Genomic DNA, 21,346 nt, shown 5'->3' with positions numbered 1-21,346 from the left:
CCCGACGCCCTCGACGGAGCCCACGTGACCGAACTCCCCGAGTACGAACGCTCCCTGCGGATGGTCGAGCGCCGCAGGCTCGCGACCGGCTTCGCGAAGCAGATCGCCATCACCACCGAACCCGCTCTCGACGTGCCGTTCCGTGACGCACGGGTGGTCGATCTCGGCTGCGGGTACGGCTACACCGCACTCGAGCTCGCGGGCCTGTGCCGGGAGGTCGTCGGCATCGAGCCGAACGGTGCTCTGGCCGCCGAGGCGACCCGCCTGGCCGCCGAGGGCGGCCGCGAGAACTTCACGTTCCGTGTCCAGGGCATCGGCGACTTCGGCCACGGCGACGACGCCGGGGCCTTCGACGTGGCCGTGCTCGACAACGTCCTGGAGCACCTCGACGACCAGCCCGACGCGCTGGAGCGGATCGCGTCCTGCCTGCGGCCCGGCGGCGTCGCCTACATCCTGGTGCCGAACCGGTGGTGGCCGATCGAGGCGCACTACTCGCTGCCGTTCCTCGCGTGGCTGCCGCTGCCGCTGGCGACCCGCTACCTGCGCTGGTCGGGACGCGGCAGCGACTACACCGACGCCAGCTACGCCCCGAGCTACCTGCGGATGCGCCGGCTCCTCGCGCAGCGACCCGACCTCGACGCGCGGTTCACCGTGCCCGGCGACGTGAGCCTCGCCGAGGGCGGCGGATCCCGGCTGTACTCGCTCGGGGTGGCGGCGCTGCGCCGGTTCCCGCCGCTGTGGGCGATCTCGAAGGCGTTCCTCGTCGTCGCCGTGAAGAAGAAGCAGCACTGACCGTGGCGCGACGGCTCCTCGCCGCGGCCGACCTGGTCGTCGGCCCGGTCGTCGCCGTCGGGGTGGTGGCCGTCGGGCTGCTGGTCGCCGACCGGATCACCGTCCCGGCCGGGTCGAACGTGGGCCTGGCGCTCACCGCGACCGGCGGGGCGCTCGTCGCGGCGGTGCTCGCGGCCGCGGTGTGGGTCCGGTCCCCGCTGGTCGCCGCGCCGCTGGCGTGGGTGGGGCTGGCGGCACTGCCCACGGTGCCGCTGACGCTGTTCCTGGCGAACACCCCGCACTACCTGTTCGGGGTCGGCGGCGACCAGCAGTTCCGGGTCGCGTTCCTGACCCGGTTCGCGGACTCGGCGCGGCTCGCGGACTTCGCCTACGCGGACATGCCGCCGTACTACCCGGCCGCGTGGTTCTGGCTCGGGGGGCGGGCGGCGGCGCTGCTGGGCGTCGACGCCTGGGCGTTCCACAAGCCGTACTCGATCGCGACGCTGGCGGTCACCGCCGTGCTGACCTACGCGTTGTGGGCGCTGGTGACGTCCCGGCCGCGGGCGGTCGGGGCCGCCGTCGCCACCACCCTGGCCGGGTTCGTAACGCTGGCCGCGTACTCGCCGTACTCGTGGCTGACCGCGGCACTCGTCCCGCCGCTGGCCGTGCTCGGGCTGCGGCTGGTGCGGCGGCGCGGGGCCTGGGTCCGCACCGCACTCCTGGTCGGCCTCGTACTCGGCCTGGCCGCCGTCACCCACACCCAGATCCTGGCCTTCGCGGGATTCGTCCTGGCCGTGCTCGCGGTGGACGGCCTCGTCACCCGCACGACCGGCCCGGCCGGGCTCGGCACGACCGTGGCGGTGGTCCTCGCCGCGGCGCTGCCACCGGCCATGGTGCACTGGCTGCCCTACGTGCTCGCCTCGTCCGGGAGGCCCACCTACAGCGCGGGCCAGCACTTCCTCGCCGAGGCGGGCGCCCAGTGGCCGCTGCCGATGCTGGAGGCGACCCCCGTCGGCGCGCTGTGCCTGGTCGGGACGGTGTGGATCGTGGTCCGCGCCCGCACCTCGACGGTGGCCAGGGCGCTGGCGGTCACCGCGCTCTGCGGCTACGCCTGGTACCTGCTCTCGACGGTCGCGCTCGCCGCCGGGACGACGCTGCTGGCCTTCCGGATCCAGCCGATCCTGACCGCGGCGCTGGCCTGCGGAGCGGTGTGGGCCGTCGCCGAGGTGGTCGGGCGGCTGCGCGCGGGCGGGGCACGGGTGGGGGCCACGGCGACGGTCGTGACCGTGCTGGGCGCGGCGGTCGTCGTCGGGCAGGTGCAGTCGGTCCCGCAGGACTACGCGTGGACCGGGACGGCACAGGACTACCGCCCCGACGGGACGCGGCCCGACGGCTCGCGGGACCCGGCCGACGCGAACGCCTGGCTCGGGGACCTGCGCACCACGATCGACGGTCTCACCGGTCGCCCGCCGCGGGAGGTCGTCGTCGCGAGCGCGAACGCGACCCTGCTCAGCTACACGCCGTACTTCGCGTTCCAGGCCTCGCAGCCGCAGTACGCGAACCCGCTCGCCGACTACCCGGCCCGCACCGACGAGCTCCGCCGGTGGGCGGCCGCGACCGACCCGGGCCGACTGCTCGCCGCGCTGGACCGCGGCCCGGTGCGGGCGCCGTCGGTGTTCGTGCTGGAACGGGCCGCCGACGGGACGCTGCGGCTGCCGCTGGCGCAGGACCGCTTCCCCGACCCCCGCCAGGGTGCCGACCCCGCGGTGTTCGCACCGCAGCTGTTCGACGACCCGGCCTGGCAGCGGCGCGACGTCGGCCCGTACGCGGTGCTGGTGCGGGCCGGCGTCCCCGCGGTGCCCTGAGGCCGCGATCTCGTCGGTGCGCGAGAATCGCGCACATGTCGACCGCGACCGACGACCGCGACACCGCGGACACCCCGTCCGAGGGGTGGCCGACGGGGCGCCGCCGCGACCCGGCCGCGCGCGCCCGCCGGTGGCCGACCGACCGGCCGGTGCTGCTGGCCGCCGCGATCGTCGCGCTCGCGGTCGGGGTGTGGGCGTGCTGGTCGGTGACCGTCGACGACGCGTACATCACCTACCGCTACAGCGCGAAACTCGCGCACGGCTCCGGCCCGACCTGGAACCCCGGCCAGGACCCGGTGGAGGGGTTCACGAACTTCACCTGGATGGTGTGGCACGCACCGTGGGTGTGGCTCGGCGTGCCGCTGCCGGTGGTCTCGAAGCTGACCGCGGCCGCGTGTGCCGCGGCGATCGTGTGGGTACTAATCACCGAGCCGCGGACCCGCTCGGGTGCGGTGCTCGCGGCCGGCTCGTTCGTGCTGTTCCTGCCGACCTGGGTGCACGTCGACTCCGGCCTTGAGACCGCGCCGTTCGCACTGGTCGTGCTGCGCGCGACGGTGCTGGCGGCCCGGCTGCTGCGCGACCGGGACGCGGCGGTGCGGAGCTGGGAGATCCCGGCCCTGCTGCTGCTCGCGGGGACGCTGCGCCCGGACGGCGTGCTCGGCGTGCTGCCCGCCCTGTCGGTGCTCCTGTGGGTGCGGCGCACCGACCGGTCGGTGTGGGTCGCGACAGCGGGCGCCGCGGTGGTCGGCGGTGTCTACCTGGCCGCGCGATGGACGTACTTCGGGCACCTGCTGCCGAACACGTTCTACGTGAAGGTCGGGGTGGAGGCCGCCACCGACGGCCGCTGGATCCAGACGACGGCGGCCACCCTGCTCCCGCTGCTCGCGCTCGCCGTCGCGGCACTGCTGCGGCCGCGCACCGCGGCCCCGGCCGCGCTGGTGCTGGCGAGCTGCACCGCGCTGTGGATCATCCCGGCGCTGTCGGCGCCCGCGATGGACTACCTGTCCCGGTTCGCCTGGCACGGGTTCCCGATGCTCTGCCTGGCCGCGGCGTGGGCACTGGACACCGTCGAGGTCCGGCGGGTCGCGGCCGGTGCCGCCGCGGTCGGGGTCGTGTGGACGGCGGCGGCGGGCGTCCTCGCCCCGGACGCCCGGACCATGGTCAACTACGGCGACGACCTGCGTCGCTCCCACATCGCGATCGGGCTCGCCCTCGCCGACACCGACCTCCCGGCCGGCGAGCGGACCCTCGCGGTGTCCGACGCCGGCGCGATGCCGTACTTCTCCGGTTGGCGGACCACGGACTACATCGGACTCAACGACGAACGGATCGCGCACGGCGCGAACCCCACCGACGTGCTGCTGGCCGACGACCCGCAGGTCGTGGTGGTCACCAGCTCCTCGCCGGTGCCGCCGCCGGGGTCGTGGCGCACCGACCTCACACGGGTGCTCGCCGGCCGCGAGCTCGTCGGCGTCGCGCAGATGCGCCCCGAGTACTTCCAGCTCGTGTTCGCGAAGCCGGACGTCGCCCCGCAGGTGAGGGCGGCGCTGGACCGGCGCCTCGCCGAGGGTCGCGCGGTCACCGACGCCCGCCTCGACCCCGGCTACTCCCGCTGGCTGGAGCGGATCCTCGGCATCAGCTGAGGCCGAGGGTGTGCCCGGCCAGGGCACGCAGCGCGGCGGCGTCGCGGCGCAGCACCGCCCCGGGCAGCTGGACGGCGGCGTTGAGCCGCGACGACACGTGCGCGCGGGCGGCACGGGCGGCACGGGGCAGACCCCGGGCCTCCATCCGGTCCGCCTCCGCCGCGAAGTAGCGGCGCTCCTCGGCGAACCGGTTCCCGGCGACCGCACCCGATCCCGAGTCGCTGGAGCGGTGCCGCCGGTAGCGGAAGCAGACGTGGTCGTCGACGACCATCGTCCCGCCGTCGGCGATCACCGCGACCGGCAGCGCCAGGTCGAACACGTCCGCGGACTCCGGAAGCGCGACCTGCGCCACCGCGTCGGTCCGCCAGCACAGCGACGGGTTGTACAGCCAGTTCCCCCGCAGCAGGCTCACCAGAAGGTCCTCGCCGCCGACCGCCCGCGGGCCGGATCCGGACGGCGCGAGCAGCGCCTTGACCCGGTCGGCGAGCGGGCGAACCGGACGGTCGTCGGCGTCCATCACGGCCACGCCCGGCTGCACCACCGCGGCGTCCGGCCAGCGCTCGTGCAGCGCCAGGACGGTGTCGAGGTAGTCGGGCTCCATCAGGTCGTCGGCGCCCATCATCACGAAGTACGGCAGCTCGACCGCCTCGATGCAGTACCGGTTGTTCGGCTGCGCGCCGAGCCGCGTCGCGTTGCGGCGGTACCGGATCCGGTCGTCGCCCAGGCCCGCGAACCAGGGCCCGATCGAGTCGTCGGGGTAGCCGTCGTCGACGACGGTGAGCCGCCAGTCGGTGCGGCGCTGGGCCTGCACGCTGCGGACCGCGCGGCGCAGGAGCTCCGGGTCGCCGTAGAAGGGGAGCATCACGTCGACGGGCACGCGCCCGACGGTAGCGAGCCGCACCCTGGCTAGGATCACCCGGCCTCACCGGCCACGACACCAGCCACGACCCGGAGCACGGCGATGGACATCCAGAACCACTACTACGGCCACTCGGCCGTCCTCGCCGCCTACGCCGGACTGTCCCGGCCCCGGCACATCGCCGGTCTGCTGCAGCACGGCTGGACCGCGGTCTCCCCCGTCGCCGCGCACTTCGCGGACTTCCCGACGGTCGGCACCGACCCCCGCCGGCGACGGCTGCTGGTGTGGTCGCACGGCTGCCGCGGCTGGTCCCCCGCCGACGAGGACCGCGAGACCACGCCGATCGGTGCCCCGGTGCTCTACCTGGAGGCGCTGCTGCGCGCGCAGGGCTGGACGCCGTCGGACCGGCTCGGGCCGGTGTTCGTCCCGTTCCACGGCACCCGGCTCGTCCGCGTGACCGGCACGCACGCCGACCTCGCTCGTCAGGTCGCGAGGGTCGACGGCCCGTCGACGGTGTGCCTGCACCACGAGGACATGACCGACCCGGAGATCACCACCGCCTGGCGCGACGCCGGGCACACCCTGGTCACCGCCGGGCGGCGCGACGACCCGCACTTCCTGCTGCGGATCATGCACCTGGTCGGGAACGCGAGCCGGGTCTCGTCGAACCGGCTGTCGACGGCCGTGCTGTACGCGGCCGCCGTCGGCACCCCCGCCGGGGTGTGGGGTGACCCGCTGACGTTCGGGGCCCAGTCGTCGTCGGCGGTGGACGAGCTGCGCGCGACCTGGCCGGAGTTCCACACGGTCGATCCCACCGACGGGGCCCGCCCGGAGTCCGGCGCCGCGGAGGCCGACGCCGCCGCGACCGCGCTCGCCCGCCGCGAGCTCGGCGCCGAGCACCTGCTCGACCCGGACGCGCTGCGCACCGTGCTCGGCTGGGGCCGCACCCCGAGCGTCGGGCCCGGCCTGCAGTACTACGCGGCGTCGCCGCTGGCGAAGGCCGCGATGGTGCTCGGGCTGACCCAGCGCTCCGCGGCCAGCACGCAGGCCATGTCGGCGGGCAGCTCGAACCCGCTGCTGTGGCTGCGCCACCCGCTGGCCGCGCTGCCGAAGCCGCTGCCGCGCGGACTGCCCACGCCGATCGCGACCGAGGAGCCCCTCGACGCCTGACCATGATCGCCGGGAGCGGAGCGGAGGACGCAGCCGACTGCTCCCCGCGCTCCACTCCCGGCGATCATGACGGTCGGAAGATCCGGCGGACCAGCACCAGCAGGGCCACCCCGAGCAGCGCGGCCAGTACGAACCGCACCGACAGCCACAGCGCGCCGTCGGACGGCAGCAGCACCCCGGCCCCGCACACGACGACGCCGACGGCCAGCGGCCCGGCCAGCACCGCCTCCCGCCAGCGGGTCGGTGACACCCGCCGACGCAGCAGCGACGTCCCGGCCGCCAGGGCCAGATAGATCAGCGGGAACCCGGCGGCGACCGCGGTCAGCGACCCGGTCCGGGCGAGCAGCACCGCCGCGACCACCCCGAGCACCAGGCTGACCGGGCTCGCGATGGCGAGCCCGCCGCTGCGGCCGGACGCGAACACCAGGTGCACGTTGGCCAGGTAGACGACGCTCACCACGGCGCCGAGCGTCGCGACCGCGGTGACCGGCACCAGCTGCTCGGGGGCGAACGAGGCCGGGGCGAGGATCCGCAGCAGGAACGGGGCGAGCAGCGCGACCCCGCCGGCCAGTGCGGCGGTGACGACGCCGACGTCGCGGGCGGTGCATTCCAGCGCGGCGCCGCGGGCATCGGGGGCGGTCCGGTAGATGACCGGCGCCCAGGCGTTGTTCAGCGCGGAGACGATCATGGCGGGGGCGGAGCCGAGGAGCAGCGCGATCTGCATGCGGCCGCCGTCGGCGACCCCGAAGTAACGACTCACGATCAGCACGAGCGCGTTCTGCACGAGCAGCAGCGCGACCAGGTGCGGGACGGCGGGCAGCCCGATCCGCAGCGCCCGGCCGAAGTCGCCCCGCGCGGTGCGCGGGCGGCCGCCGCGCAGCGCGAGCACGAGCCCGATCACCGCGGCCGCGAGGTAGCCGAGCAGCAGGCCGAACAGGTAGTCGTCGGCGTCGCTCGCCCGCCACGCGACGAGCGCGAGCCCGGCGAGCGGTCCGCCGAGCGACGCCACCCCGGACATGACGACGAACGGCACCGGCCGGTCCTGCACCCGCAGGAACGCCTGGGCGTTGAGCACCACCACGAAACCGGCCGCGGCCAGCCCGGCGAAGACCAGGCCGGCCCGCCAGGGCACCGACAGCACCGGGAGGCTCCACCAGGGACCGGCCAGCACCGCGACGACGACCACCACCAGCGACAGCGCGCTGCCCTGCAGCACCAGGGCGCGTGCGCCGTCGGCGCCGGAGCTCTCCAGGATCCCGTGCCGGGTGATCGACGACGCCAGCCCGAACCCGACGACCATCGCGCCGACCTGCACGAGGATCAGCCCGACCGCGACGACGCCGTACTCGGCGTCGCCGAGCAGCCGGGTCACGAACGGGGTGACAACGACGTTGGCGAGGATCGGTGCGACGCTGCCGAGGGTGTAGAGCGAGCCGCGCCCCAGCACCTCGCGACTCGCGTCCACCGAGGTCACCCGCTGTGTCCGAAGAAGGTGCGCACCAGACCGGCGACCCGGTCGACGTCGGCGTCGGCGAGATCGGGGAACAACGGCAGCGAGATCTGCTGGGAGTAGTACTCCTCGGCGTTCGGGCACAGGCCGCGGCGATGGCCGAGGTCGGCGAAGACCGGGTGCCAGTAGGCGGGGATGTAGTTGACCTGCACCCCGATGCCGTGCTCGCGCAGGTACTCGAACAGCGCGCGGCGGCGGCCGTCGAGCACGCGCAGCGGGTAGAGGTGCCAGGCGGGCTCGGCGCCGTTGCGACGGACCGGGGTGCGGACCTCGGGCACGTCGGCGAGCGCGGCGTCGTAGCGGGCGTGGATCTCCCTGCGCCGCGCGGTGAACGCGGCCAGCCGGGTGAGCTGGGAGGATCCGAGCGCGGCGAGCAGGTCGGGCAGCCGGTAGTTCAGCCCGAACGCGTGCACCTCCTGGTGCCACGGGCCCTCGTCGGGGAAGCGCTGCGCGTCCTTGTCGCGGACGAGGCCGTGGTTGCGGAACGACCGGGCACCCGCCACGAGGTCCTCGCGCGGGGACACGACCGCGCCGCCCTCGGCGGTGGTGAGGTTCTTGGTCGGGAAGAAGCTCAGCGTGGTCAGGTCGGCCAGGTCACCGACCGGGCGGCCGTGCCAGGTGCCGCCCACGGAGTGCGCGGCGTCCTCCAGCAGCAGGGCGCCGGCGTCGTGTGCCAGCGACCGCAGCGGTCCCGTGTCGATCGGGTGGCCGGCGTAGTCGACCCCGGCCACGACGGTCGTGTTCGGTGTCAGCGCGGCCTTCGCCGCGTCCGGGTCGAGGTTCCCGGTGTCCGGGCTGACGTCGGCGAACACGACGTTCGCGCCGAGCAGGGCCGCGGCGCTCGCCGTCGCGACGAAGGTCAGCGGGGCGACCACCACGTCCTGGCCCGGGCCGACCCCGGCCGCGGCGTAGGCGACGTGCAGCGCCGCGGTCCCGCTGGTCACGGCCACCGCGGGGTTCCCGCAGACGGCCGCGAGGTCGTCCTCGAACCGGGTCACGGCCGGGCCGGTGGTCAACCAGTCGGTCCCGAGGACCGCCGTGACCGCCTCGACGTCCTCCGACGAGATCGACTGCCGGCCGTAGGGGAGCATCAGGCGCCGCCCATCAGTCGAGCGCCTCGACCATCGCGCGCAGCTGCTCGGGGGACAGCCACAGGTCGTTGGTGTCCGACCGGTACGCCTGCCCGTCCGGGACCGGTTCGCCGTCGGCCGGGGAGGTGTAGCCCCAGCCGGCGATGTAGGGCTCGACGACGTAGCGGTCGGCCAGCTTGAGGGTCCGCCGCGAGTCGTCCGCGGCGATCATCTCCTCGTGCAGCTTCTCGCCCGGTCGGATCCCGATCTCGTGGGTCGCGGCGCCGGGGGCGATGGCCTCGGCGAGGTCGGTCATCCGCATCGACGGGATGCGCGGCACGTACAGCTCGCCGCCCTGCATCGCGTCGAAGGAGTCGATGACGAACTGCACCGCGTCCGGCAGGGTGATCCAGAACCGGGTCATCCGCTTGTCGGTGATCGGCAGCGACTGGCCGTCGGCGGCGAGCTTCTTGAACAGCGGGACGACCGACCCGCGGCTGCCGAGCACGTTGCCGTAGCGGACCACGGCGAACCGGGTCTCGTAGGCGGCGGCGTAGTGGTTCGCGCTCACGAACAGCCGGTCCGCGCACAGCTTGGTGGCGCCGTAGAGGTTGATCGGGCTCGACGCCTTGTCCGTGGACAGCGCGACGACCTTCTTCACCCCGGCGTCGATCGCGGCCTCGACGACGTTCTGCGAGCCCTCGACGTTGGTCCGGATGAACTCGAACGGGTTGTACTCGGCCGTGTCCACCTGCTTGAGCGCGGCGGCGTGCACGACGTAGTCGACGCCGTGCATCGCGCGGCGCAGGCGCGGCTGGTCCCGGACGTCACCGAGGAACCAGCGCAGCCGCGGGTCGTTGTCGAACAGCGACCGGCACTCGTACTGCTTGAGCTCGTCGCGCGAGAGGATCACCAGCCGGCGCGGCTCGTAACGGTCGAGCAGGGTGCGGACGAAGGCCTTCCCGAAGGACCCCGTCCCGCCCGTGACCAGGACCGACGAGCCCTTGAGTACCGACATCACGCCTCCAGATCTGCGGAATTTCGTCCGCCCGGCATGATGGCACGCGATCGATCGGACGAATCGAAGCAGGTACGGGTGCGGGTCAACGCGGTCATCCAGGCGCGGACGGGGTCGACGCGGCTCCCGGGCAAGGTGCTCACCGATCTCGGCGGCACACCGGTGCTCGACCGGGTGGTAGCGGCCGCCCGCGCCGCCTCCGGCGTCGACCGGGTCGTGGTCGCGACCTCGACCGCCCCGGGCGACGACGCCGTGGCCGAGCGCGCCGCGACGATCGGCGTCCCGGCGGTGCGCGGCTCCGAGGACGACGTGCTGGCCCGCTTCGTGCAGGCCGTCGACGAGCACCCCTGCGACGCCGTGGTGCGCCTGACGGCGGACTGCCCGCTGCTCGACCCGGCGCTGGTGTCGCTGGTCGCCGCGGCCTGGCGGTCCGCGCCGGAGCAGGACTACGTCGCCACCACCCTGGTGCGCACCCTGCCGCGCGGCCTGGACGTCGAGCTCGCCCGCGTCGACGCGCTGCGCGCGCTGGCCGGCACCGCGACCGGGTACGACCGGATCCACGTGACCTCCGGCCTCTACGGAGACCCGGACCGGTTCCGCTGCCTCGGGCTCGTCGTCGCCCCGGCCGCCGACGACCTGCGCGTCACCCTGGACACCGTCGACGACCTGCACGCCCTGACCGGGCTGGTCGAGGCCCTGGACGGGCGCACCGGGTGGCGGACGGTCGTCGATGTGCTGCGGTCGCGGCCGGACCTGGTGGAGCGCAACGCGCACGTCCGTCAGAAGTCCCTCGCCGAGGGGTGAGCGGGATGCGTCTGCTGCTGCGCTGCGACGCCGGACCGTCGACGGGGGTGGGGCACGCGGTGCGGTGTGCCGCGGTCGCCGAGGCGGCGCTGCTGTCCGGGCACGAGGTGTTCTGGTCGGGCCGGCTCGACGGGCTGGGCTGGCTGTGGTCCGGGCTGGTCCGGGAGCCCGGCCCCGTCCTGCCCCCGGCCGACACCGCCGGCGGGCTCGCGGCGCTGGCCCGTGAGCACCGGATCGACGCCGTGCACGTCGACCACTACCTGCTCGGCGACGACCTGCGTCCGGCCCTGAACGACGCCGGGGTCGTGCTGTCCACCGTGGAGGACTTCGCGACCGGCCGGCGTCCCGGTGACGTGGTGGTCGACCCGAACATGGGAGCCGAGGACCACCCCCGCCCCGACGACGGCTCCCCCGTCCTGCTCCGCGGCCCCGGCTACGCCCCGCTGCGGCTGACCGCCCGCCGTGCCCGCACCCGGCGGGCCCTGCGCGCCGCCGACGCCCCCGGCGCCGGGCCGCCCCGCGTGCTGGTCGTCATGGGCGGGACCGACGCCGCCGGGCTGCTGCCCCGGGTGGTCGCCGCCCTCGCCGCCGCGGACGTCGCCGCCGAGGTCGACGTCGTCGTCCCCGGTGGGCGGCCCCTCGACCTGCCCGCCGACGGGCCGGCCACGTTCCGGGCGGTGCCGCCGCTGCCCGACCTGCCCGCCGCGATGGCCGAGGCCGACCTCGTCGTCAGCGCGGCCGGGACGACGGTGTGGGAGCTGTGCTGCGTGGGTGTCCCGATGGCGCTGGTCCGGGCCGCGGACAACCAGACCGAGGGCTACCGGACCGTCGTCGACGCCGGGGCCGCCGCCGGGCTGGGCGGGACCGCGGACCTCGTCGACCCGGCCGCCGCCGCGGCCGTGCTGCGTGCCCTGCTGACCAGCCCGGGCGACCGCGCCGCGCTCGCCGACCGGGCCGCGACCGTCGTCGACGGCGAGGGCACGGGCCGGGTCGTCGACGCCGTGGCCACCGCGGTGGGCACGTCCGGCGGCCGGGAGGCACGCGTCGCCGCCGAGGGCCGGGTGCTCGCCCGGGTGGTCCGGGCCCGCCCCGCCCGTCCCGGCGACGCCGAGCTGCTGCTGGCCTGGCGCAACGACCCCGACACCCGTCGCTGGTCACGCAGCCACGACGCGGTCGACCTCGCCACCCACCGCCGCTGGCTCGCCAGCTCGCTGGACCGCGACGACCGGCTGCTCCTGGTCGTCGCCGACGCCAGGGGGCCGGTCGGCACCGTCCGCTGGGACCGGGACGGGAGCGGCTGGGAGGTCTCGATCACCGTCGCCCCGGAGCGTCGTGGCGAGGGGCTGGCCCTGCCCATGCTGCGGGCCGGGGAGGACGCGCTGCGGGCCTGTACCGGCGCCGGGACCGCGGTGACCGCCGTCGTGCACACTGGCAACGACGCCTCGGCCCGGCTGTTCGCCCGCGCGGGCTACGGCGAGCCCGGCGCCCCCGACGCCGACGGATTCCGGACACTCCACCGCGTGCTCTGACAGGTCGGAGCCGTGATGCAACCCGCACGACGCACCTCCGGCACGCCGACGTGACCTACCCTTCGCGCGTGTCCGGATCCCGTCCTGCGCTCCCCGCGGCCGATCTCGCCCGCGTGGTCGTGTTCGCCGCGTTCATCGCCGTCCTCGGGCTGTTCCCCGGCTTCGCCGGAGTGGCCGGGGTGCCGATCGTCCTGCAGAACGTCGGCCCGATCCTGGCCGGCGTGATCCTCGGGTGGCGGCTCGGCACGGCGTCGGTCGCGCTGCTCCTGGTGCTCACCGCGGTCGGGCTCCCGCTGCTGTCGGGCGGCCGCAACGGCGCCGCGTTCTTCGGACCCAGCGGCGGGTTCCTCGTCGGCTGGCTGCTGTCCGCGCTGGTCGCGGGCCTGGTCGTGACGCGGTTCCGGTCGCGGTCGCTGCCCGTGCTGCTGCTGGCCTGCGTGGCCGGGCTGCTCGCCGACTACGTGATCGGCATGCCCTGGCTGGGCGTCTACATCGGGGACGTCACCGGCGGGATCGTGCAGTCCCTGGTCTTCGTGCCCGGTGACCTGGTCAAGATCGTGCTGGCCGCGCTGGTCGCGTCGCTGGTGCACCGGGCCCTGCCGGACCTGCTGCCGGTCCGGTCCGCGTCGTCCGAGCCCCGGGTCCGGTGAGCGGGACCGGCATCGACTCCCCCGGCGTCGACCCCCCCGACCACGACGACGGCTCCGCGCCCGTCGTCCCCGCTCCGTGGCTGCCCCGGGGGCTGGCCGACGCCGTCGCCGTCGCCGGGGAGCGCCTGGCCCGGCTCGGCGTGCGGGCCGGGGAACGCGTCGTGCTCGACACCCCCACCCGGGCCCGGTGGGCGGTCCTGCCCCACCTGCTCGCCGCGGACCGGCTGGGCGCGGCGTCGCTGCTGGCCGACACCGGCTGGACCGTCCGGGAACGCGCCGCGGTGCTGGCCGACGCCGCGCCGCACCACGTCGTCGGTACCGACGGCCGGGCCGCGACCGCCGAGGGGGGACCGCGGACACCGGGGCTGTTCCTGCTCCCGACGACCTCGGGGAGCACGGGTGTCCCCAGCGTGCTCGGCCGCGACCGGCGCTCCTGGCGGATCGGGTTCGACCTCCTCGGCGGGCTGCCGGGCCCGGTCCTCGTGCCGGGGCCACCGTCGTCGACGCTGTACCTGTTCGGGGCGCTGCACGCCCTGCACCACGGCCTGGGCCTGGTCACCCGCGGCCGGCTCGACCCGACCGACCTGCCCGACGGCGGTTCGGTCCACCTCGTCCCCGCCCAGCTCAGCGCGCTGCTCGACGAGCGGGAGCGCCGTCCGGGCGGTCCGGTGCCGCGGGTCGTGGTGTGCGGCGGCGCGCACGTCGCGCCCGGGGTCCGGGAGCGGTGCGCGCGGCTGCTGCCCACCACCACGCTGCTGGAGTACTACGGCTCGGCCGAGCACTCGCTGATCGCCACCCGCCGCGACGACGGCCCGCTGCGCCCGGTCGAGGGCGTGCGGCTCGCCGTGCACGACGGCGTGCTGTGGGTGGACAGCCCGCAGTCGGTGCGCGGCCGGTTCACCCGCGGCGTGCTCGAACCGGCCGCCCCCGGACCGACGACCGTCGCGGACCGTGCCGAGCTCACCGCCGACGGCGGTCTGACCGTCCTCGGCCGCGCCGCCACCACCATCTCCTCCGGCGGGACGCTGGTCGCCGCCGAGGAGGTCGAGCAGGTGCTGCGGGGAGTCCCGGGGGTGGACGACGTCGTCGTGGCCGGGACCCCGCACGCGTCCCTGGGCATGGTGGTCACCGCCGTGGTCGAGGCCCGCGACGACGTCCCGGACCGGCGCGCCCTGCGGGCCGCGGCCCGGACCGCCCTGTCCCCCGCGAAGCGCCCGCGTCGCTGGCTGGTCACCCGCGCACTGCCCCGGCTGGGATCGGGCAAGCCCGCCCGCGCCGCCGTCGACGCCGCCCTGCGCGACGGCAGCCTGGACGCCGTACCGCTCGGGGACCCGGAGTGAGCGGCCCCGACGACGCCACCCCGGTCGTCGTCGCCGCGCGACGCACCCCGATCGGCACCGCGGGCGGGTCGCTGCGGGCGGTGACCGTCGACGCGCTCGCGGCCCCCGTCCTCGCGGCGCTGGCCGGGACCCTCGGCGGCCACGTCGACGACGTGCTCCTCGGCAACGTCTTCGGCCCCGGCGGCAACCCGGCCCGGGTCGCGGCGCTGGCCGCCGGGCTCGGCGACGACGTGCCCGGCATGACCGTGGACCGGCAGTGCGCGAGCGGGCTGTCCGCGATCCTCGCCGCCGCCGCGGCCGTCCGCGCCGGCGACGGTGTCGGGTACCTGGCGGGCGGTGCCGAGTCCCCGTCGACCGCGCCCACCCGGACCCGGGCCGACGGCACCGTCTACACCCGTGCGCCGTTCGCCCCGGCAGGCGACCCGGACCCGGACATGGGTCCGGCCGCCGACGACGTCGCCGCCCGGGCGGGTCTGTCCCGCGCCCGGCTCGACGCGTTCGCCGCCCGCAGCCACGCCCGCGCCGTCGACGCGCAGCGGGCGGGCCGCTTCGACGACGAGCTCGTCCCGGTCGCGTCCCGCACCGCCGACGAGCGTCCCCGCGAGCGCTTCACCGCCGACCGCATGGCCCGGTTCCGGCCCGCGTTCACCCCCGGCGGCGCCCACACCGCCGCGAACTCCTGCGGGGTGAACGACGGGGCCGCCGCCGTCGCCCTGGTGCCCGAGTGGCGGCGGCGGGAGCTGGGCGTGCCCGGGCTCGCGCTGGTCTCGGCCGCCACCCGCGGCTGCCCGCCCGCCGACCTCGGCCTCGGCGCCGTCCCGGCGCTCGCCGCACTGCGCGACCGACCGGCCGCCCCGGACGCCGTCGAGTTCACCGAGGCCTTCGCCGGACAGGCCCTGGCCTGTCTCGACGCCGCCGGGATCGACGAGCACCGGGCGAGCCCGGACGGGGGCGCGATCGCCCTGGGCCATCCCTGGGGCGCCTCGGGCGCGGTGCTGGTCGTCCGGCTGTTCCACCGGCTCGTCGTGCAGGGCCGCGGCGAGACCGGGCTGGCCGCGCTGTCCTCGGGCGGCGGCCTCGGCGTCGCGACGAGCTGGCGGGTGGTCCGGTGATCGGGTTCTCGGGCGTCGGGCACCGCTACGGCGAGCGCACCGTGCTGCGGGAGGTGACCCTCGCCCTGCCCGAACGCCGGATCGGGCTGGTCGGCGCGAACGGCTCCGGCAAGTCCACCCTGGCCCGCACCGTCAACGGCCTGGTCACCCCGACCGAGGGCACCGTGACCGTCGACGGCCGCGACCCCGCCCGCGAGGGCGCCGCCGTCCGCCGCCGGGTCGGGTTCGTCTTCTCCGACCCGGACTCCCAGATCGTCATGCCGACCGCGGGCGAGGACGTCGCGTTCTCGCTGCGCCGTACCGTGCGCGACCGCGCCGAACGCGCCCGGCGGGCCGAGGCGACGCTCGCGGAGTTCGGGCTCGGCGACCACGTCGAGCACCCCGCCCACCAGCTCTCCGGCGGCCAGAAGCAGCTGCTCGCGCTGGCCGCGGTGCTGGTGCTCGACCCGGACGTACTGGTCTGCGACGAGCCGACCACCCTGCTCGACCTGCGCAACCAGCGGGCCTTCGCCGACCGCCTCGCCGGGCTGCGCCAGCAGGTCCTGCTCGCCACCCACGACCTGGACCTGCTGACGGGGTTCGACCGCGTCGTCGTCCTCGACGGGGGCCGGGTCGTCGCCGACGACGAGCCGGGCCCGGCCGTGGCGTACTACCGCAGGCTCTGCGGCTCGTGACCCCGCTCGGTCTCTACTCACCGGGCACCAGCCCGCTGCACCGGGCGCCGGCCGGGCCGTCACTGCTCGTGGTGCTGGCGCTCGCGGCCGGGACGGTGCTCACCGGCGACCCGCGGGTGCTCGGCGCGCTGTGCGCCCTCGTCGCCGCCGGGTACCTGCTCGCCCGCATCCCGTGGCACCGGGTCCGGCCGGTGCTGCGCACGCTGGCGCTGCTGGCACTGCTGCTCGGCGCGGTGCAGTGGTGGCTGATCGGCCCGGAACGGACGCTGGTGGTGGTCCTGCGTCTGGTCGCCGCGCTGGGTGCGGCGACCCTGTTCACCCTCACCACCCGGGTGGACGACCTGGTCGGCGCCGTGGAACGCGGGCTCGGGCCGCTGCGCCGGTTCGGGGTGGCGCCGGAGCGCCTCGGCCTTCTCGTCGGACTGACGCTCCAGTCGATCGCCACGCTGTCCGGCATCGCCGGGCAGGTCCGGGAGGCGGCGAGGGCCCGTGGGGCGGAGCGGTCGCCGACGGCGTTCGCGGTGCCCTTCCTGGTGCGCACGCTGCGGCACGCCGACGCACTCGGGGAGGCACTGGCCGCACGCGGGTGGGGCGACGAGGATGACGACCGATGACCGACCTGCGCGACCACGTGATCCCCCGTCCCGAGGGCGACCTGCACGTCCACCTCGCCGGCGACGCCGGCCCGCCGGTGCTGCTGCTCTCCGGCGCCGGCCTGGACAACGCGCTGCTCAGCTGGCGCCACCTGATCCCCGACCTCGCGCGCGAGCACCGCGTCGTCGCCCCCGACTGGCCGAAGCAGGGGCGCAGCCGACCGTGGCACGGCCGGGCGACCCACGAGGTGCTGCTGCGCACGCTCGTCGACGTGCTGGACGACCTCGGCATCGAGCGCGCCGCCGTCGTCGGGCTGTCCCAGGGCGGCGCCCTCGCGCTGGCGACCGCGATCGAGCACCCCGACCGGGTGGAACGGGTCGTCGCGCTGGCCCCGGCCGGGACGCTGAGCTTCCCGCCCGGGCTGCACCAGCTGCTGTGGCTGACCGCGCGGGTGCCCCTGCTGTCGCGGACCCTGCCGAACCTGGCCTTCCGCAGCCGGGCCGCGGTCACCGCGTTCGCCCGCCGTGCCCTGTTCGGCGACGCCGGCCGCGTGCCCGACCTGGACGAGATCGTCGACGCCGTCCTCGCCGAGGCCCGGTCCGGGAACGCGGGCAGCTCGGACTGGCAGAACGGCTCGATCGGGTTCCGCCGGATGCGGGTCGACCTGCGCCCCCGGCTGTCGGAGATCCGCTGCCCCGCGCTGTTCGTGCAGGGCGACCGGGACGCCGGCGTCCCCGTGGCGACCACGCGCGCGGCCGCCGAGGCCGTGCCCGGCGCCCGGTTCGTGCTGCTGCCCGGGCGGGGCCACTGGTCGAACCGGGAGTCCCCGGACGAGGTGAACGCCCTGGTCAGGGACTTTCTGGACGGTTAGCGCGGCACGCTTTCCAGATCCCGCATCTCGCGCAGCGCGTCGGCCAGCGTCCGCCCCTCCAGCGACGCCTGCACCGCCTGCTCCACGTCGGCGGTCAGCCCGGCGAAGTACGCCGCGGCGTGCGGCGTGACCGGGCAGACGTGCTCGGTCTCCGGGCTGCACGCCCAGAGCGGCTTCTCCCCGACCGCGCAGCGGTGGATCTCGGCGAGGGTGATCTCCCCGGCCGGCCGGGCCAGCCGGGCACCACCGCTGCGCCCCCTCGTCGACTCGACCAGGCCCGCGGCCCCGAGCGGTACGAGCAGCCTGCGTACGAGGCTCGGGTTCGTCCCGAGGGCCTCGGCGAGCCGCCCGGAGCTGACCGTCGACCCGTCGCCCTCCGCGGCCGCGGCGAGGTAGAGCATCGCCTGCAGGGCACGGGAGAACCGAATGTCCAGCACGACGTCACCTCCCCGGTCAGAGCCCCAGACTACCCGCCCGGACGAAAAGGCGATGGTCACTGTTGCAGTTCGCCGGCCCATCTGTATCTTTGACAGGAACCATTTGACGCCTCCGCCCGGACCCGCCGACGTGCCTGGACGGCTCATCCCCCTGGAGTGCCTCGTGTCCACCCGCGCCGCACGGCTGCTCGGCCGTCCGTACTCGCTCGGCTCCGCACAGCTGTCCAACCGCATCGTCATGGCCCCGATGACCCGGTACTTCTCCCCCGGTGGTGTCCCCGGCGACGACGTCGCGGCCTACTACGCCCGCCGGGCTGCCGCCGGGACCGGCCTGATCATCACCGAGGGGACCTACATCGACGACCCGTCCGCGGGCGACTCCGCCGACGTCCCGCGTTTCCACGGCGAGGCGTCGCTGGCCGGGTGGGCGACGGTCGTCGAGGCGGTGCACGGCGCGGGCGGCCGGATCATGCCGCAGCTCTGGCACGTCGGCATCACCCGCGAGGCCGGGAAGCCGCCGTTCCCCGAGGCCCCGTCCGTCGGCCCGTCGGGCGTCGCGCTCGACGGCACCGAGGGCGCGGGGCAGGCGCTGGACCTCGCCGGGATCGACCGAATCGTCGGCGCGTTCGCCGAGGCCGCGGCGCAGGCCGAGCGGATCGGCTTCGACGGCGTCGAGCTGCACGGCGCGCACGGCTACCTGATCGACGAGTTCCTCTGGGAGCGCACCAACCGCCGCGCCGACGGCTACGCGGGCGGCCGGGCCGAGCGCGCCCGCTTCGCCGCCGAGATCGTCGCCGCGGTCCGCGAACGCGTCGCGCCCGACTACCCGGTCGTGTTCCGCTTCTCCCAGTGGAAGGGCAACCACTACGACGCGCGTCTCGCCGCCACCCCCGACGAGCTGACCGAGGTGCTGACCCCGCTCGCCGACGCCGGGGTGACCGCGTTCCACGCGTCCGGGCGCCGCTACTGGGAGCCGGAGTTCCCCGACGCCGACGCCGAGCTCAACATCGCCGGGTGGGCCCGCAAGGTCACCGGGCTGCCGACGATCACCGTCGGCTCGGTCGGCCTGGACCAGGTCTTCGACCCGGCGATGTTCGCCGGCGCCGACGCCCGCGCCGACGTGAGCGGTGTCGAGAAGCTCCTCGACCGGCTGGAGGACGACGAGTTCGACCTCGTCGCCGTCGGCCGGGCGCTGCTCGCCGACCCCGAGTGGGGCAGCAAGGTCCTGGACGGCCGCGAGTCCGAGCTGGTGCCCTTCACCAAGGCGGCGCTGGGCACCCTGCACTGAGCGGTCGGCTCAGATCAGGTCCCAGGTCAGCGGGGTGCCGCGGGCGACGTCGCGGGTGAAGGTCCGGCCCAGGACGGTGCCGATCGTGTCGGTGTGCAGACCACCCGCCGGGCGGATCGACCGGACGTTGTCCGCGGTCACCTTCTCGCCCGCGGCGACGTCGGCGACCACCCACAGCGAGCGGCGCAGCGCGAGGGTGTCGCGCTCGGACTCGCGGGGGCCGAACCGGGCCGGGCCCATCGCGCGGCGCGCCATGTCGGTCTCGGTGACCAGCGACGCCAGCTCGGCGGGCTCCAGGGAGAAGTCGGAGTCGACGCCGCCGTCGTCACGCCGCAGCGTCACGTGCTTCTCGATCGCGACCGCGCCGAGCGCGACGGCGGCGACCGGCACCCCGATGCCCGGGGTGTGGTCGGACAGCCCGATCGGCACGCCGAACGCCTCGCGCAACGCGGGGATCGTCTGCAGGTTGGCGTCGACCGGGTCCGCCGGGTAGGAGGCGGTGCAGGCCAGCAGCACGATCTGCGTCGCACCGCCCTCGCGGGCGGCGGCGACGGCGGCGTCGATCTCGGCCAGCGTCGCCATCCCGGTGGAGATCACCATCGGCTTGCCGGTCGCGGCCATCGCCCGGATCAGCGGCAGGTCGACCAGCTCGGCCGAGGCCACCTTGTACGCCGGCGCGTCGAGGGACTCCAGCAGCTCGATCGCCGTCGGGTCGAACGGGCTGGAGAACGGCACCAGGCCGTGCTCCCGCGCACGGGCGAACAGCGGCTCGTGCCACTCCCAGGGCGTGTGCGCCTGCTCGTAGAGCTGGTAGAGGTTCCGCCCGCCCCACAGACCGTGGTCGTCACGGATCCGGAAGGCCGGGCCGTCGGCGTCGATGGTGATCGTGTCGGCCCGGTAGGTCTGGAGCTTCACCGCCTGCGCCCCGGTCCCGGCGATCGCGTCGACGATCTCCAGCGCCCGGTCCAGCGAGCCGTTGTGGTTGCCGGAGACCTCCGCGATGACGAACGGCCGTTCGCCGGGTCCCACGAGGTGGCCGCCGATCTCGATCGGGTCCGGGGTGCGCATGCGCGCCACCCTACGAGCGCCGCGCGAGCACCATCACCTCGGACACCGTGCCCTCGGAGTCCTGGCCGTAGAGCCCGGCGTCGGAGTCGACGAGCTCGAACCGGTCGAACATCTCCAGGTAGTGGCGCCGCAGCATGGGCTCGCGCACTCCTGGCTTGCCGGTCGGGGAGTTGCGCAGCAGCAGCCAGCGGGCGCCCAGGTCGGTGACCAGGTTCGCGTAGTTCGCCACCACCTCGGGCTCCATCTCCTGGAAGGAGATGAAGTTGGCGAACAGGTCGACGGTCCCGGTGAGCCGGGGCAGCTGCCAGGAGCACAGCACGGTCGCCGGGTGCTCCAGCTCGTCGATCACGATCTTCTCGCGCTCGCGGGTGGCCGCGTAGTCGCCGACCTTCTCCGGCCCGAGCGCCTCGCGCAGGTAGTGCGTGGCGACGGCGGCGACCGGCGGGATGTCGACGTCGATGTAGCGCAGTCCGGGGTTGCCCGACAGCAGGATCTCCCCGAGCGTGCCGAACCCGCCGCCGATCTCCAGGACCGTCGAGACGTCGAGGTCGGGCACGGCCCGCTTGAGCATGACCAGCCCGCGCAGGTAGTTCAGCGACGACCGGCTGAACCGGCGGCCGTCGAACTCGAGCTGCTCGGCGGGGGCGCCGGCGGTCGACTCGCTGAACCCGGCGAGCGACGGCGACCGGTCGGCGGGGTCGAGGGCGGTCACCGTGGCGTGGTGGGCCCGGGCGACGGGAACCTGGTCGATCCGCCCGCGCAGCAGCGTGCCGGGGCCGCCCAGCATCCCGAACGCTCGCGACAGCATCGCCGCCGGCCTGGACACCGGCGCGTACTGCGGGGCGTAGAAGAACGTGGCCGACGGGTGCCTGCGGAACTCCGTGAACCCGCGTTCCCGCAGGTCGGCGACCACCTTCTCGAGCCCGGTCCGCCAGAAGTCCGTCGGCCGGTACAGCTCCGGCGCGCTGTCCAGATCGGCCAGCATCACCTCGAGCAGGGTTCTCGGGTCCATGTCACGAACGGTACGGAACATCACCTTCGCCCCGATCGTGACCCACCGTCGCACGGCTCGG

General features: G+C 75.4%; 20 protein-coding genes. 13 read left to right on the top strand and 7 right to left on the bottom strand.

Features of this window, described 5'->3' with window-relative positions:
* The first annotated feature begins 24 nt into the window (after nucleotides 1-24).
* From Ae331Ps2_RS31925 to Ae331Ps2_RS10815, 3 genes are read left to right on the top strand one after another with little or no spacing between them, the layout of a single operon-like run.
* Nucleotides 25-792 carry a class I SAM-dependent methyltransferase gene (locus tag Ae331Ps2_RS31925; protein WP_075309145.1) on the top strand — a complete coding sequence of 256 codons (768 nt, stop codon included), beginning with the start codon at nucleotides 25-27 and terminating at the stop codon, nucleotides 790-792.
* Between the two features lie 2 nt (nucleotides 793-794).
* The gene (locus Ae331Ps2_RS31145; protein ID WP_170918300.1) at nucleotides 795-2,636 is read left to right on the top strand and encodes an arabinofuranosyltransferase; all 1,842 of its coding nucleotides are present in this window, start codon (nucleotides 795-797) and stop codon (nucleotides 2,634-2,636) included.
* A gap of 35 nt (nucleotides 2,637-2,671) precedes the next feature.
* Nucleotides 2,672-4,279, top strand: coding sequence for a hypothetical protein (locus Ae331Ps2_RS10815; RefSeq protein WP_075309147.1), 1,608 nt, complete (start codon nucleotides 2,672-2,674; stop codon nucleotides 4,277-4,279).
* On the opposite strand, the gene Ae331Ps2_RS10810 is transcribed toward Ae331Ps2_RS10815, so the two are convergent.
* The gene (locus Ae331Ps2_RS10810) at nucleotides 4,272-5,156 is read right to left on the bottom strand and encodes a glycosyltransferase family 2 protein (protein WP_075309149.1); all 885 of its coding nucleotides are present in this window, start codon (nucleotides 5,154-5,156) and stop codon (nucleotides 4,272-4,274) included. The two genes, Ae331Ps2_RS10815 and Ae331Ps2_RS10810, sit on opposite strands and share 8 nt — an antisense overlap.
* An 84-nt stretch (nucleotides 5,157-5,240) precedes the next feature.
* Between Ae331Ps2_RS10810 and Ae331Ps2_RS10805 the strand changes: the two genes are divergently transcribed.
* On the top strand, nucleotides 5,241-6,308 hold the full coding sequence (locus tag Ae331Ps2_RS10805; RefSeq protein WP_075309151.1) for a hypothetical protein: 1,068 nt from the start codon (nucleotides 5,241-5,243) through the stop codon (nucleotides 6,306-6,308).
* Nucleotides 6,309-6,372: 64 nt separating this feature from the next.
* Here Ae331Ps2_RS10805 and Ae331Ps2_RS10800 read toward each other — a convergent pair whose 3' ends face one another.
* The 3 genes from Ae331Ps2_RS10800 to pseB are packed head-to-tail and all read right to left on the bottom strand — an operon-like array spanning nucleotide 6,373 to nucleotide 9,906.
* A complete protein-coding gene (locus Ae331Ps2_RS10800; RefSeq protein WP_170918301.1) occupies nucleotides 6,373-7,773 on the bottom strand; it encodes a lipopolysaccharide biosynthesis protein in 1,401 nt (466 codons plus the stop codon).
* Nucleotides 7,774-7,778: 5 nt separating this feature from the next.
* Entirely contained in the window at nucleotides 7,779-8,909 is a 1,131-nt protein-coding gene (locus tag Ae331Ps2_RS10795) for a DegT/DnrJ/EryC1/StrS aminotransferase family protein (RefSeq protein ID WP_075309155.1), read from the bottom strand.
* A 13-nt stretch (nucleotides 8,910-8,922) separates the two neighbouring features.
* The gene (pseB, locus tag Ae331Ps2_RS10790; protein WP_075309157.1) at nucleotides 8,923-9,906 is read right to left on the bottom strand and encodes a UDP-N-acetylglucosamine 4,6-dehydratase (inverting); all 984 of its coding nucleotides are present in this window, start codon (nucleotides 9,904-9,906) and stop codon (nucleotides 8,923-8,925) included.
* Between the two features lie 78 nt (nucleotides 9,907-9,984).
* Between pseB and Ae331Ps2_RS10785 the strand changes: the two genes are divergently transcribed.
* The 8 genes from Ae331Ps2_RS10785 to Ae331Ps2_RS10750 all read left to right on the top strand — a co-directional run bounded on the left by Ae331Ps2_RS10785 (nucleotide 9,985) and on the right by Ae331Ps2_RS10750 (nucleotide 17,480).
* On the top strand, nucleotides 9,985-10,710 hold the full coding sequence (locus tag Ae331Ps2_RS10785; RefSeq protein ID WP_233147696.1) for a cytidylyltransferase domain-containing protein: 726 nt from the start codon (nucleotides 9,985-9,987) through the stop codon (nucleotides 10,708-10,710).
* Between the two features lie 5 nt (nucleotides 10,711-10,715).
* On the top strand, nucleotides 10,716-12,239 hold the full coding sequence (locus Ae331Ps2_RS10780; RefSeq protein WP_075309159.1) for a bifunctional UDP-2,4-diacetamido-2,4,6-trideoxy-beta-L-altropyranose hydrolase/GNAT family N-acetyltransferase: 1,524 nt from the start codon (nucleotides 10,716-10,718) through the stop codon (nucleotides 12,237-12,239).
* 68 nt (nucleotides 12,240-12,307) lie between these two features.
* The gene (locus tag Ae331Ps2_RS10775; protein WP_075309161.1) at nucleotides 12,308-12,889 is read left to right on the top strand and encodes a biotin transporter BioY; all 582 of its coding nucleotides are present in this window, start codon (nucleotides 12,308-12,310) and stop codon (nucleotides 12,887-12,889) included.
* Nucleotides 12,886-14,229: a hypothetical protein gene (locus Ae331Ps2_RS10770; RefSeq protein ID WP_249265618.1), complete on the top strand. Its 1,344-nt coding sequence runs from the start codon at nucleotides 12,886-12,888 to the stop codon at nucleotides 14,227-14,229. Before Ae331Ps2_RS10775 ends, Ae331Ps2_RS10770 begins: the two co-directional genes overlap by 4 nt.
* Nucleotides 14,226-15,341, top strand: a complete 1,116-nt coding sequence (locus tag Ae331Ps2_RS10765) for a thiolase family protein (protein WP_075309163.1) — start codon at nucleotides 14,226-14,228, stop codon at nucleotides 15,339-15,341. The genes Ae331Ps2_RS10770 and Ae331Ps2_RS10765 overlap by 4 nt, the downstream gene beginning before the upstream one ends.
* On the top strand, nucleotides 15,338-16,015 hold the full coding sequence (locus Ae331Ps2_RS10760; RefSeq protein WP_075309165.1) for an energy-coupling factor ABC transporter ATP-binding protein: 678 nt from the start codon (nucleotides 15,338-15,340) through the stop codon (nucleotides 16,013-16,015). The genes Ae331Ps2_RS10765 and Ae331Ps2_RS10760 overlap by 4 nt, the downstream gene beginning before the upstream one ends.
* Nucleotides 16,012-16,629, top strand: coding sequence for an energy-coupling factor transporter transmembrane protein EcfT (locus tag Ae331Ps2_RS10755; RefSeq protein ID WP_075309167.1), 618 nt, complete (start codon nucleotides 16,012-16,014; stop codon nucleotides 16,627-16,629). The genes Ae331Ps2_RS10760 and Ae331Ps2_RS10755 overlap by 4 nt, the downstream gene beginning before the upstream one ends.
* Nucleotides 16,626-17,480, top strand: a complete 855-nt coding sequence (locus Ae331Ps2_RS10750; protein WP_075309169.1) for an alpha/beta fold hydrolase — start codon at nucleotides 16,626-16,628, stop codon at nucleotides 17,478-17,480. Before Ae331Ps2_RS10755 ends, Ae331Ps2_RS10750 begins: the two co-directional genes overlap by 4 nt.
* Here Ae331Ps2_RS10750 and Ae331Ps2_RS10745 read toward each other — a convergent pair.
* A complete protein-coding gene (locus Ae331Ps2_RS10745) occupies nucleotides 17,477-17,917 on the bottom strand; it encodes an Rrf2 family transcriptional regulator (protein ID WP_020626834.1) in 441 nt (146 codons plus the stop codon). The genes Ae331Ps2_RS10750 and Ae331Ps2_RS10745 overlap by 4 nt on opposite strands.
* 163 nt (nucleotides 17,918-18,080) lie before the next feature.
* Between Ae331Ps2_RS10745 and Ae331Ps2_RS10740 the strand changes: the two genes are divergently transcribed.
* A complete protein-coding gene (locus Ae331Ps2_RS10740) occupies nucleotides 18,081-19,205 on the top strand; it encodes an NADH:flavin oxidoreductase (protein WP_075309171.1) in 1,125 nt (374 codons plus the stop codon).
* Between the two features lie 9 nt (nucleotides 19,206-19,214).
* Here the strand turns inward: Ae331Ps2_RS10740 and pseI are convergent, their stop codons facing one another.
* Together pseI and Ae331Ps2_RS10730 are read right to left on the bottom strand one after the other, a co-directional pair.
* Nucleotides 19,215-20,273 (bottom strand): pseudaminic acid synthase, encoded by a 1,059-nt coding sequence (pseI, locus tag Ae331Ps2_RS10735; RefSeq protein WP_075312573.1) that lies wholly within the window; start codon nucleotides 20,271-20,273, stop codon nucleotides 19,215-19,217.
* Between the two features lie 10 nt (nucleotides 20,274-20,283).
* Nucleotides 20,284-21,285, bottom strand: coding sequence for a putative sugar O-methyltransferase (locus tag Ae331Ps2_RS10730; protein ID WP_075309173.1), 1,002 nt, complete (start codon nucleotides 21,283-21,285; stop codon nucleotides 20,284-20,286).
* Nucleotides 21,286-21,346: the final 61 nt, after the last annotated feature.

The organism is Pseudonocardia sp. Ae331_Ps2 (assembly GCF_001932405.1).
Lineage (GTDB): Bacteria > Actinomycetota > Actinomycetes > Mycobacteriales > Pseudonocardiaceae > Pseudonocardia.
The sequence above is the reverse complement of the archived record's forward strand: the minus strand, read 5'-3'. Positions and strand labels throughout refer to the sequence as shown.